The sequence below is a fragment of the Streptomyces sp. WG5 genome (assembly GCF_049974565.1).
Taxonomy (GTDB): domain Bacteria; phylum Actinomycetota; class Actinomycetes; order Streptomycetales; family Streptomycetaceae; genus Streptomyces.
Genome location: NZ_JBNGGC010000032.1, coordinates 86010 through 99341 on the forward strand (window position 1 = coordinate 86010; position 13332 = coordinate 99341).

General features: G+C 73.4%; 6 protein-coding genes. 3 read left to right on the forward strand and 3 right to left on the reverse strand.

Annotated elements, in window-relative coordinates:
- Positions 1 to 478 precede the first annotated feature (478 nt).
- The 3 genes from ACP4IX_RS28370 (at position 479) to ACP4IX_RS28380 (ending at position 5685) form a co-directional block, all read left to right on the forward strand.
- A complete protein-coding gene (locus tag ACP4IX_RS28370; protein WP_426557326.1) occupies positions 479 to 2461 on the forward strand; it encodes an SWIM zinc finger family protein in 1983 nt (660 codons plus the stop codon).
- 779 nt (positions 2462 to 3240) lie between these two features.
- Positions 3241 to 3795 (forward strand): hypothetical protein, encoded by a 555-nt coding sequence (locus ACP4IX_RS28375; RefSeq protein WP_426557314.1) that lies wholly within the window; start codon positions 3241 to 3243, stop codon positions 3793 to 3795.
- 213 nt (positions 3796 to 4008) lie between these two features.
- Positions 4009 to 5685: a long-chain fatty acid--CoA ligase gene (locus ACP4IX_RS28380; RefSeq protein ID WP_426522861.1), complete on the forward strand. Its 1677-nt coding sequence runs from the start codon at positions 4009 to 4011 to the stop codon at positions 5683 to 5685.
- Between the two features lie 79 nt (positions 5686 to 5764).
- Here ACP4IX_RS28380 and ACP4IX_RS28385 read toward each other — a convergent pair whose 3' ends face one another.
- The 3 genes from ACP4IX_RS28385 to ACP4IX_RS28395 form a co-directional block, all read right to left on the reverse strand.
- On the reverse strand, positions 5765 to 6199 hold the full coding sequence (locus ACP4IX_RS28385) for a hypothetical protein (protein WP_426557316.1): 435 nt from the start codon (positions 6197 to 6199) through the stop codon (positions 5765 to 5767).
- Positions 6196 to 7278: a flavin-containing monooxygenase gene (locus tag ACP4IX_RS28390; RefSeq protein ID WP_426522863.1), complete on the reverse strand. Its 1083-nt coding sequence runs from the start codon at positions 7276 to 7278 to the stop codon at positions 6196 to 6198. The genes ACP4IX_RS28385 and ACP4IX_RS28390 overlap by 4 nt, the downstream gene beginning before the upstream one ends.
- 198 nt (positions 7279 to 7476) lie before the next feature.
- The coding region (locus ACP4IX_RS28395; RefSeq protein WP_426557318.1) for an amino acid adenylation domain-containing protein at positions 7477 to 13332 on the reverse strand (5856 nt) is incomplete at its 5' end.

The following is a 13332-nucleotide window of genomic DNA, read 5'->3' on the forward strand; positions in this document are numbered from 1 at the left end:
CCGGAACCAGGCCCAGGTTCAGGACGGGGACGGGGACGGGGACCAGGTCCAGGACGGGGATCGGGACAACGACCGGGACCGGGACCAAGGCTGGGACCGGGTACGGGCCCAGGCCCAGGCCCAGGACCAGGATCAGGACCGGGGCCGGGAACAGGATCGTGACCATGGCCAGGACCCAGACCTGGGCCAGACCCGGACCCAGGCCCAGACCCAGGCCCAAGCCCAAGCCCTGACCCGGACCCAGGCCCAGGACGGGAAGCCTGAGGAGCGCACTGGGCCGCGCCCCGGGGACATCGCACGCGCGGCGCTGCGCGGCGCGCGGACCGCACGGCGTGCGGGGGCGGACGGCGGCGCTGTCGCCGACGGCGCGGCGGGGGAAGACCGCGTCCCTCGGTACCGCGCGCAGCCGGACGCGGGTACGGGCGGTCCACCGGGGCCACCCGGTACTCCACGAGACGAAGCGGACCGGCCCGAAGAGGTGACCCGGCCCGCTGGGCCGGCCGTCCCTGATGGCACACCAGCCGCCGCCCCGGCGGGCGGGGCCGGCCTTGTCGACCGCTCCGACGAAGCGGCGGCCCCCTCCGTCAGCCCGACGCCGTCCCTGCCCGGCGGGACGAACCCCCCTGGGCCGGCGCACTCGCCCGTCGACGCGGCCCCCGTGGCCCGCCCCGGCTCCGTCGACGGGGGCGACGGACGCCCGGCGGACGTGGCGCGTGAGGCATTGCGGGCGGCTCGTCGGCAGGCGAAGGCCGACACCGCGGCCAACCGTGCGGCGCCCACACGGCGACCGTCCCGCCCGGCCGGCCGACCGCAGAGGGCCGGCGGTTCGCGCACCGCCGACGCCCGGGCCCGCGCCGTGCGGGACTTCGTCGCGGACGCGTTCCGTCTGCCTCCGGAGGCGGACCCCGCCGGGGGAGCCTCGTCCCGGGCGGAGCCCGCCGGCGGCGGCTCCGCCGAGAGCCCGGTGGCTCCGCACCCGGAGCCGGACCCGTCGCCCGGCTCGTACAGCCCCGCCCCCGCACCTCCCGCACCTCCCGCATCCACCGCCGACGAGCCGGGGCTCTCCCCCGCATCGCCGTACGAGCCACCGCCTCCACCGCCTCCACTGTCACCACCGTCGGCACGGCCGCGGGCGCGGTACCCGGTGACCCAGGGCCATGCCCTCTCCGCACCGCCGACGAAGCCGCGTGCTCCCCGCTCGATGGCGGCACCGGGCCGCGACGGCGAGCTCCGTCGTACCTTCCCCGCCCTCCCGCCCAGGGCGGCGGACGAGGGGTTCGCCGCGACCTGGTGGGGGAACGCATGGGTGTCCGCGCTGGAGGAAGGCGCCCTGGACGCCGCGCGGCTGGCGCGCGGGCGCGGGTATGCCGAGCGGGGGCACGTCGACGCCATCACCGTGACGCCGGGGCTGGTCCTCGCCTATGTGCAGGGCAGCCGGCCCCGGCCGTACCGGGTGCAGGTGCGGTTGCGCACGCTCGGCGACGCCGACTGGGAGCGGTTCCTGGACGCCGCCGTCGAACGTCCCGGGCACATCGCGGCCCTCCTCGACAAGGAGCTGCCGCACTCCCTGGCGGACTGTGGCGCCCCACTGCTCCCCGGTCCCGGCGACCTCGCCCCGCAGTGCAGCTGCCCGGACTCCGGGCACCCCTGCAAACACGCCGCCGCCCTCTGCTACCAGACGGCACGACTGCTCGACGCGGACCCCTTCGTGCTGCTCCTGCTCCGCGGCCGGGGCGAACGCGAGCTGCTCGACGCCCTCTCCCGGCTCAACGCGACCCGCGCCGCGCGCGCCGCCCAGGACCGCGGGCCGACGCCCCTGCCCGGCATCCGGGCGGGCGAGGTTCTGGCCGCGCGCACCCTGCCGCCGCTCCCGGCGCCGCTGCCCCCGCCCCCGCACCCCGAACAGCCCCCGGCCTACCCGGCGGCACCGGGCGGCCCCGACCCCTTCGCGCTGGACCAGCTCGCCACCGACGCGGCCGCCCGCGCTCACGCCCTGCTCACCACGGGCCGTGACCCGGTCGGCGGGCTGACGTTGTGGCAGGACGCGGTCCGCCTCGCCGCGGCCCGCCCCGGTTCCGGCCTCACCGTCGGCACCCGAGCGCTCTACGCGTCCCTCGCCGATGCCGCCGGCCGGAGCACGGCGGACCTGGCGCGCGCCGTGGCCGCCTGGCGTCAGGGCGGACCGGAGGGGCTCGCCGTCCTGGAGGAGCCCTGGGACCCGCCGGCCGGCCGTTTCGACCGGGCCCGGCCCCTGCTGCTCGCCGCCGACCTCCCCGCCTTCCGCCCCTGGCGCAACCGCCTCACCCACCCCCGGGACCACGTGCAGCTCAGGCTCGGCCGGGCGGGACTCTGGTACGCCTACGAGTCGGAACCCGGCCGCGACGACTGGTGGCCGCGCGGGACCCCCGACCTCGACCCGGTCGGCGCCCTGACGGGCCTGGGCACGCCGGGCGACGTCTGACCGAGGGGACCACCGCCGCAGAGCCCGGGACCGCGGAGGCCCACTTCGCTCCTGACCCGCACGGCATTGGCCCGAGAGGAGCGCACCGGTTCGCCGCGACCGGCAGGTCCAGGACCCGAGGACAGCCGACAGGACGCAGCCCCAGGAGTCCCTCCTCCGACCTCCCGGGGTTCCGTGCCACCGCCTTCATCGCGTCAGGAACCTTCGCGCGTCTCCGGTGCGCACGGATCACCGCGTACGTCTCGCCGCCCGCGGGCGGCCGCGTCCAGGAACACGAACACGAACAGGAGCGAACGTGTGCAGCCGCCCGTTCACGATCGCGTGACCCGGGCAGACAGGCACGGAACTCCTCGGCCACCGCTCCGGAAGCGGCCGTTCGGCTTCGGCGCTGCTCTCCAGGTCACCGAAGAACCGGCTCGGGTCCACCGCCCACGGTGTCTCCCCGTTCGGCCGGACCCCTCCGGCCGCGAACGTGAACGCGTACTCCTCGACACCGTCTCGCGCCGCCGAAAGGTGGAAGAACGGCTTCCCGTGCCGCCCACTCCTCACCCCACCTGAGCACGGATCAGGAGTGGCCGTCGTCCGCGGACCGGAGAGGTTCGCTGCCATGAACACCAGCAGAGCATTCGCGTGAGCGAATGATAAGTCGTAGTACCCAACTGAAAGTATGAAAATAGGCTGAATGCCTGGACGAGAGAGGTCTCGGTCGGGGAAACTGTTCTAAACGGGCCTTTACTCAGGCCTCGTTGGACAACACCTGCACAAGTACGGGGGAGAACATGGCAGGAATTGCACACCGCTGGCTGGCGCGCACAGTAGGCGCAGCGGCCGCAGCGGTGCTGATCGTCGGCGGTACGGCTGGGACGACATTCGCAGTTGAGACCGACCGTGCGGTCGCCGGCGCGGAGCAATGGCTTCCGACGTTCGAGATGACCGCGCAGTACGCGGTGGTCGCGAGCACGCACCCGGACACCGAGGGCTGCGCGGGTTTCGAGGTGATAGGGACGGGGACCGCCACCGGCAAACCGATCACCAACGGCACCTGGACGCAGGACGAGGTGGCATGCACGGCAGTTGTCCCCGGTAAGTACGACATCACCGGGACGGCGACGATCACGGAAAGCGACGGTGACAAGCTCAACCTCAGTTACCGCCTCGAAGCTCCGTTGACGGAGGACAACCTCGTCTACCCGTCCGGCTCGTTCGTGATCACCGGCGGCACCGGTGAGTACCAGTACGCGACCGGCAACGGAAAGATGGACGCGCGGGTCAACCTGCTGGACCACTCCAGTGTCACTTGCTCGCTGGTAGGAAAGATCGAGTACCTGGGCTGACCCCGACCACCGGCCGGGCAGCGACGGGTGACGGCGTGGTGCCGTCACCCGTCATCGGGGCCGGCTCCGTCATCGGGGCCGGCCCTGCGCGTGGGCGCGCGCCCGCTCCTCCTCGGCCCGGCGCTCCCACCCTCCTGGGACCGGGCGCGACACGAGGGAGCGAGTGCGACGCCGAGGGCACCTTCTGACTGCGCACCTCTAAGGGGCCGCACCATGAAGAGCACGATGCAGGACCGTGACCTGCTGGTCCGGGACATCCTCAGGCACGGTCAACGCGTCTACGGGGACAGTCGGGTGGTGCGGTGCGCCGACGGGCCGGCCGCACGGTCCTCCCAGTCCTTCGCCGACATCGCCGACCAGGCCGAGCGACTGGCCGCGGCGCTGACCCGGCTGGGCGCGCAGCCCGGTGAGCGGGTCGCCACGCTGGCCTGGAACACTCCCGAGCACCTGGTGGCATACCTCGCCGTACCGAGCATGGGCGCGGTACTGCACACCCTCAACCTGCGGCTCCACCACGACCAGCTGGGTTACATCGTCGAGCATGCCGAGGACGCCTTCCTCCTGGTCGACGCCACTCTGCTGCACATGCTCGCACCCCTGCGGGACCGGCTGGGCAGCGTACGGCACATGGTCGTCATCGGCGGCACGCCGGACGTGGACCTGCCCGGGCACATCGCCGTCCACCGCTGGGACGAGTTGCTGGCGGCCGAGCAGCCCGGCTTCGTCTGGCCCGACCTGAACGAGCGGGAAGCGGCGGCACTCTGCTACACGACCGGCACCACCGGCAACCCCAAGGGCGTGGCCTACAGCCATCGCTCGATCTCCCTGCACACGCTCGGCGTCTCGGCAGGCGCCGGTTTCGCGATGCACGACGGCGACCGGGTCCTGCCGATCGTGCCGATGTTCCACGCCAACGCCTGGGGCTGGCCGTACGCCGCCTGGCTGGCGGGCTCCGACCTGATCATGAACGGGCGGTTGCTGCACACCCCCGACCTGGCCCGCGTCATCAACGAGGAGCGGCCCACCGCGGTGGCGGCGATCTGCACGATCTGGAACAGCCTGGTGCACCACGGCGAGCAGCACCCGCTGGACCTGAGCGGCGTACGGCTCGCCGGCTGCGGTGGCGCGACCCCGCCGCGCGCCCTGCTCCAGCAGCTCAAGGACCGCTACGGGGTCCGCCTGAAGCAGGGCTGGGGCCTGACCGAGACCAGCCCCCTGGCCACCTTCGCGGTCCCTCCGCACGGAACTCCGGACGAGGACGAGGTCGGCTGGCTGGCCAAGAGCGGCCGGGTCATGCCCTACGTGGAGGTGCGGCTGATCGCACAGGACGGCAGCGAGCAGCCGTGGGACGGAACCTCCGTGGGCGAACTGGAGCTGCGCGGGCCGTGGGTCACCGGGTCGTACTTCAACACCGAGGACGCCCCGGAGAAGTTCCACGACGGCTGGCTGCGCACCGGCGACCTGGGAGTGATCGAGCCGGGTGGCTGGGTGGTGGTCAGTGACCGGCTCAAGGACGGCATCAAGAGCGGCGGTGAGTGGATCTCCACCATCGAGCTGGAGAACGCGATCATCGAGCACCCCGCGGTGCTGGAGGCGGTCGTGATCGGTGTGCCCGACCCGCGCTGGGAGGAACGCCCGCTGGCCTGCGTGTCGTTGGTGCCGGGGGCCGGGACCGGCGCGGACGAGCTGCGGGAGTTCCTGACCGGGCGGGTGGCACGCTGGTGGATACCGGAACGGTGGTCGTTCGTGGACGCCGTGCCCAAGACCAGCGTCGGGAAGTACGACAAGCGGTCGGTGCGGACGCTGTACGCGGAAGGGGCGCTGGACGTCCGGCTCCCGGGCGACCCCGGCACACAGGTACCCGCGGAGCCCGGGACACCCCGGGAGTGAACGGCGGTGCGGCGCCCCGTATCACCCGGAGCGCCGCGTCCGTACACCTCAGGCGGTCACCCGGTGCACCGCACACACTTCAGGCGGCCACCCGGAGCGCCGCCTCGGCCAGCAACTCCCGCTGCTGGCCGGGGTCGAGGCCCAGCTCCCGGACGAGCCGGAGAGTCAGCACCAGCCGGGCCTGGATCGTCGTCTCGGGGTCGAGGTGCTCACCGTCGGGCTCAGCGCCCCCGTGCAGGCCGTCGGCGACCAGGTGCTCGAGGAACGCCGGGTCGAAGTCCTCCGCGCCGGCGTCCAGCGAGCCGAGGACGTCCGCGACGTACTCGCTGATCTCCCGCGAGGTCGCGCCCCGCGGGAAGCGGCGACGGGCCGCGAGTCCGAAGGCGGCGCCGACCGCCCGCCCGTAGTGCGGGTCGGCGGGGTCGAGGGCGGCGGACTTCTGCGCGAACCCGATGAAGTCGAACGCCAGCAGCGCGCCCAGCACCTCGAGTTCCTTGGACACGATGCCGGTCATGACGGCTCGCCTTCTGCCGTGGGAGAAACGGTGGTGGTGCCGTGGACCGCGGTGGTGATCGCCGCCGCGACGTGTTCGGCGTCCCGGCCGACGAAGCCGATCAGCGCCGAGCCGCGGGTACGCATCCGGTACAGCCCCAGGTAGTAGCTGCCGGGCAGCGCCCCCATGCCCTCGGTCTGCCGGGGCTGCCCGGTGTCCTCGAGCATCTCCGGGTCGAGCCAGCTCCAGTCGGTGCGGTAGCCGGTCGCCCAGATCACCGCGGACGGTTTGACGCGCTCGCCGTCCGCGTCCAGCAGTTCGGCGCCCTCGGCCGCGACGACCCGGCCCATCGTCCGGATCCGGCCCTCCGCGACGAGCTCGGGCACCCGGTCGCCGACGATCGGGTCGGGTGCCTGCATGTTCACCGGCAGGCTCATCACGCCGAGGACGCTCATCCACCAGAACATGTCCCGTCCGAGGACGGTCTGCGGCAGGGGCGGTGAGACGCTGCCGCCGCGGCTGAGCACCACACTGTGGGTCCCGGCCAGCTCCACGGCTATCTGCCGGCCGGAGTTGCCGTCGCCGACGATCACCACGGTGCCCGGCGGTACCTGCGTGGGACTGCGGTAGTCGCTGGTGTGCAGGGCGGTCACGTCCGGACTCAGCCCGGCGGCGAACTCCGGAACCCGGGGGACGCCGAACGCGCCGGTCGCGATCACGACCTGGCCGGCCCGGCAGTCGCCGTGCGCGGTGGTCAGCAGGTAGCCGTCACCGTCCCTGCGCAGCGACAGCACCCGGTGGTCGGTCAGCACCGGGAGGTCGAACCGCTCGGCGTAGTCGCGCAGATACGCCGCGACCTCGTCCTTGCCGGGGTAGCGCGCGCCGTGACCGGGGAAGGGCAGCCCCGGCAGACCGGAGAACCGCGCGGACGTGAACAGTGTCAGCGATTCCCAGCGCCGCTGCCAGGTCTCGCCGACCTCGCTCCCCGCGTCGAGCAGCACGCACCGTATGCCGGCCTGCCGCAGGTGGTACCCGACGGCGAGCCCGGACTGGCCCGCCCCGATGACGGCGACCGGCACGGTGGCCGGCAACGCGCTCATCGGCCCGCTCCGCCGCCGGCGGCCGGCTCCCCGGCGGGCGTGACGCCGGCCGGCCGTCGTTTCGGGTCGGCCTGGTCGGCCGGATCAATTCGCATACCGGATGTCCTCACTTCTCGGTCCTGGACTCCGCCGGTCCCGCGGGACGGGACCGGCGGATGCCCGCCGGGCCGCCCGGAGAAGCGGCCCGGCAAGTTCGGTTCAGTTGGCGTCGAGGGCCCGGCGCAGCTCACCGGCCAGGACGCGCAGGCGCTCGCCGCGCATCACCGTGTAGTGGTCGCCGGGTACGTCGACGAGTGCGGCGTCGCCGGGGAAGTACTCCATCCAGCGGGACGCCGTCTCGACCGTCGCGCCGCCGTCCGCGGCCCGCAGCGACACCACCCGCCCGGCGAAGCTGCTGGGCGCGTAGCGCAGCAGGGCCCGGTAGTTGGTGCGGAACCGGTCGACGATACGGGTCAGCGTGTCGAGGTCGACGTCGTCGGACAACGCTCCCGCGGCACGGGCCTCGGCGTGCAGCACCCGCACCGGCGGACGGCCGTCGAACGCCTCGGGCGGCAGTTCCCAGTCGACTCCGGCCAGGCCCGCCAGGTCCCGGGCGAACCAGGACAGCAGCACCTCGTCGGAGACGGGCACGCCCGTGGCCGGCCCCGGCTGCTCCATCAGGTCGATCACGGCCAGCAGATCCACCTCGGCGCCCGCCGCGGTGAGCTGGGCCGCCATCTCCAGGGCGATGACCCCGCCCATCGACCAGCCGCCGAGCCGGTAGGGGCCGTCGGGCAGCGCCTCACGGACCGCCGCGGCGTAGTGGGCGGCCATGTCCTCGACGCTGAGCAGCTCCGTGTCCGGCAGCTGAAGCGCGTAGAACGGCTGCTCGTCACCGAGGAGTTGGGCGAGTTCGGCGTAGCAGAGCACATCGCCGCCGACCGGATGCACGAACACCAGCGGGGTCCGCGAGCCGGTGGTGCGGATCGGTACCAGGGCCCTGCGGCGCTCCTCGCCGCCGTCGGCCTCCCGGACCGCCTGGGCGAGCAGTTCGATGGTCGGCCGGGAGAAGAGGCTGGACAACGGCAGGCTGCGGCCCAGACCGCGGGCGATCCTGGCCATCAGCCGCACCGCGAGCAGCGAGTCCCCGCCGAGTTCGAAGAAGCTCGCCCGCACCCCGATCCCGGTCACGCCGAAGAACTCCGCCCATATCTCCGCGAGCCGGCGTTCCACGTCGTCGCGGGGCGCGACGTGGCCGGCGCCTTCGACGGCGACCTCGTCGGGCGCGGGCAGTGCCGCCCGGTCGACCTTCCCGTTGTCGCTGAGCGGCAGTTCGTCCAGGACGAGGACGCGCTGCGGCACCAGGTGCTGCGGGACCACCTCGCGCAGCGCGTCCGTGATCTGCTGCTCGGTGTCGTCGCGCCCGTCGTCGAGGACGACGTAGGCGATCAGCCGCTTCGGGCCGTGCTGCTCGCCCGCCGCGACGACCGCGGCGGCCCGTACCCCCTCGCACTGGGTGAGAGAGGCCTCCACCTCGCCCAGTTCGATGCGGTAGCCCTGGATCTTGACCTGCGAGTCCTGCCGGCCGAGGAACTCGATGGTGCCGTCCGGCAGGAAGCGTCCCAGGTCGCCGGTGCGGTACAGGCGTTCACCGGTGACCGGGTGGTGCAGGAAGGCGGCGCGGGTCTTGGCCTCGTCGTTCAGGTAGCCGCGAGCCAGCCCCGTCCCGGCGATGTAGAGGTTGCCCGGAACCCACACGGGGCAGGGCCGCAGCGCGCTGTCGAGCACGTAGAAGCGCTGGTTCCGCATCGCCTTGCCGTAGGGAATGCTCACCAGGTCGTCCTGGACCTCCCCGATGGGGTGCAGGATCGACCAGATCGACGCCTCGGTGGCGCCGCCGAGGCTCCACAGCTCGGCGTCCGGCAGCAGCAGCCGGATCCGGCCCGGCAGCGTCACCGGGATCCAGTCCCCGCTCATCATGACCAGCCGCAGCGGCAGTCCGGTGAGCCGGTTCGCGAGGGCGTGTTCGGTGAACATCTCCATCAGCGCGGGCACACTGTTCCAGATGGTCACCCCGTGCTCGGTGACGAGTTCCGCCCAGCGGGCGGGCTCGCGGTGCGCCGCCGGTTCGGGCAGGACGAGGGCGCCGCCCGCCGACAGCAGTCCGAAGACGTCGTAGACCGACAGGTCGAAGTGCATCGCGGACAGTCCGAGGGCCCGGTCCGCAGCGGTGACGTGGTAGCGCTCGTTGACGTCGACCACCGTGTTCAGGGCCGCCCCGTGCTCGATCATCACGCCCTTGGGCAGCCCGGTGGAGCCGGAGGTGAAGATCACGTAGGCGAGGTCGGTGGGCTTGGCGCCGGACGGGCCGAGCGGGCGCTCCTCACCCGCCGAGCCCTCGTCGTCCGCCCGCACCACGGTCCTGACCACGCCCTGCGGCCAGTCGGCCGTGTCGTCCACCCACGGCTGGGTGACGACGCGGCTGATCCCCGCACTGTCCAGCAGCACGTGCAGCCGCTCGGCGGGCACCCGGGCGTCGACCGGGACGTACGCCGCCCCGGCCCGCAGGATGCCGAGGGCCGCGACGACCTGCTCCCAGCCCTTGTCCATGACGATCGCCACCAGGTCGCCGGGGCCGGCCCCTTGCGCGAGCAGCCGGTGCCCCACCTGGCTGGACCTGCGGTCGAGGTCCGCGTACGTCAGGGTCAGCGCCGGCGAGATGACCGCGGGCGCGTCGGGCGTGTCCGCGGCCCGGGCGAGGACCGCGTCGTGCAGCAGCCCGTCGGGCACCGGCCCGTCGGTGGCGTTGGCCGCGGCCCGCACGGCCAGGTCGGCGGCCGGTGTGAGAGCGGGCCTGGGCCGCTGCCAGACCGCCGGGTCGCGGGACAGGTCGTGCAGCATCCGCAGATAGGCGGCGAACATGGCGTCCACGCAGCCCGCCGGGAAGAGTTCCTCGATCACGTCCCAGTTCAGGACGAGTTCACCGGCCTCCTCGACCGCCTGGTGGTCCAGCCATACCTGCGGGGTGCGGACCGAGCTGCTCACCTGACGGCCGTTCTCACCGATCCCGGCCAGGTGCTGCACGACTCCGCGCTGCTCGGTGTCCTGCTGACCCGTGAAGTTCACCAGGCTGGTGAAGACGACCGGCGCGGCGGCCCGCACGGACCCGCCGCGGGCCCGGTTCAGCTCCCTGAGCACCTGCACACCGCTGACCTGGCTGTGCTCCAGGTCGTTCCACAACTGGCGCTGGACGTCGGCGGCGCGGACGGCGAACGCGTCGTCGGCCGAGTCGTGGATCTCCAGCATCAGGGTGGTGGAGAAGTTGCCGATGACGTCGCCGACCTGCGGATGCAGCGGCAGCCGGTTGAAGTACAGCAGGTTCAGCGAGAAGTCGTCGGTGGCGCTCCATTCCGCGATCACCTGCGCGTACGCGGTGCACAGGGCCGCGGAGGCGCTGACCCCGGCTGTCGCCGCGTGCTCCTTGAACCGGGCCCAGTCCTCCTGGGACAGGGTCGCGCCCCGGTGGGTGAACACCGGCCGGTCCAGACTCGACGGACTGACCGCCAGCGGCAGTTGGGGAGCGGGCGGCAGGGTGTCGAGGCGGCCGCGCCAGTAGGCGAGCGCCCGGTCGTACTCGGGTCCGCCCTCCAGGGCGCGGGCCTGTTGGACGTAGTCCCGGTAGCGCAGCCGCAGCTCGGGCAGCGTCTCACCGCGGTAGTGCGCGGCCCACTCCCTGAACAGGATCGACGTACTGAAACCGTCGATGATCAGGGCGTCGAAGCCGGCGTGCAGCCGTATCGACCGGTCGTCGATCCGGGTCACCCGCACGTCGAACAGCGGCCAGCGGGTCGTGTCGAAGACCTGGTGCCGCATCTCCTCGTGGACGGCGGTCAGCGCGGCTTCCCGCTCGGCCGGGTCCAGGCCGGAGACGTCGGTCTCACGGATCACGTAGGCCGGGACGTCGCGCTGTACGCGCTGCTCGCCCTCGGCGGTGAAGACCGCCCGCAGCATGTCGTGGCGTTCGATCATCGCCCGGAAGGACCTGCCGAGCCGGTCCAGGTCCACGTTCTCCAGGTCGATCTCGGTCTGGAAGTAGGTGGACGTGTTGCCGAGTTCGAACGCGTCGCCGCGGCCCACGAGGTACGCCTGCTGGAGGTCGGTCAGTCCGAACGGCTCGTAGCGCTCCGCGTCGTCCCCGGGCGCCGCGGTGGCCCCGTCGTCGGCCTGAGGGGTCTCCGCCTCGGTCCCCGCGCCGAGCGCGGCCAGTACGTCCTCGGCGATGTCGTCGGTGCTGCGGCCGTTGAGGAAGGCCGTCATCGGCAGCGGGACGTCGAACTCCCGGTTCAGCGCGGTCCGGATCTTCATCGCGATCAGTGAGTCCAGGCCGAGCGCCTGCAGCGACTGCCGGGCGTCGAGCCGGGTCGGCGTGGTGCCCAGCGCCTGGGCGACGGTCCGGGTCACGACGGCCCGCGTCGCCTCGGGTGTCACGGCGGGGGCTGCCTCCGGTACGTCGGCCGGGGCGGGGGCCGTCGGAGCCGGGACGGTCGGGGCCGCGGCCGGCCGGTGCTGTGCGGGGACCACCGCGGACGCGCGTACGGACGTGGGTGTCGGCCCGACCGCGGGCACGTGCTCGGCCGAGGGCGCCCGTACGGCCGCGGGTTCCGCCGCGAGCCGGGTCAGGGCGGGGGCGAAGCGCACACCGTCGGCCTCGGCGACCAGCCGGCCGTGTGCGCCGACGAGCCGGATGCGCGCCCGGGTGCCGCCGTCGAACAGTTCGGCGTGACATCGAAGCCCGTCCCGGGGGACACCCCGGCCGTAGTGGACGAAGCGGTCGAGACCGACCGGCACCAGGCCCGGGCCGTCCGCGGGGAAGCAGGCCAGCGCGGTCTGGAACATCGCGTCGACCAGCCCGGGGTGTACCAGGTAGGGCTCCGCCTCGCCGGACACGGCGGGACGGATCTCGGCGGTGGCCTCGCCCCGGCCGAGCCTGACCCGCTCCACCCAGCGGGCGGCGGAGCCCAGATACAGCGCACGCTGCCACAGCAGCCGGTACAGCCCGTCGCCGGTCAGCTCGCGGCCCGACCCGACCGGTGCGAGCGTCACCGTGGGGGCGGCCGACGCGCCCGACCGGGCCCGGCCCCGCGCGTGCAGCTGCCAACCACCGGCCCGGTCCTGCGCGTAGTAGCGGAACTGCTCGTTGTCCGCGACGAGCTGGGTGGCGCGTACGGCATCCGCCGCCGAGGGGTCCCCGCCGACCGGGTCGAGCACCAGCTCGAGGGGCAGCTCCAGCTCCTCCACGGACACCGGTCCCGGCCCGGAGAGCTCGACGACGGCCTCGATCAGCGACTCCACGAACACCCCGGCGCTGACCAGCGGCCGCCCGCCCACCACGAAGTCGCCGAGGACGGGATGGGCCACGGGGTCGAGCCGCGGGGCGAACTGCGCCTGCGCGAGCGGCGACGACGGCAGCCGTGCGCCCAACAGGCCTCCCGGCTCAGCAGGTTGTTCCTCCGGCCGCGGCGCGCTCTGCGAGGCGGCGGGGTCCGGTGTGAGCCAGAAATGCCGCCGCTGGAAGGGATAGGAGGGGAGTTCGACGGTGCGGGTCCGGTAGGGCTCGAGGACCGCCGGCCAGTCGACGGCGACGCCGTGGGACCAGGCCTCGGCGGCGGATTCCGCGAAGCGGTCGAGCCCGCCGGTGTGGCGGTGCAGCGTCCCGACGGCCGCGCCGGTGTCCCCGAGTGTCTCCGTGATGCCCGAGACGAGCACGGGGTGGGCGCTGACCTCGATGAAGACGACGCCGGGCGCGGCGAGCTGCTCGACGACCTCTGCCAGCCGGACCCGGCTGCGCAGGTTGCGGAACCAATAGGCACCGTCGAGCTCGCTGGTGTCCAGGACGCCGCCGGTGACGGTGGAGTGGAACGCGACGGGACCCGACCGCGGGCTGACGTCCTTGAGGTCCTCCACGAGGGTGTCGTGGATCTCGTCGACGTGGGGGGAATGGGAGGCGTAGTCGACGGGGATGCGGCGGGCCCACACGTCGGTGGCCTCGCACTGGGCCAGCAGCTCCTCCAGTGC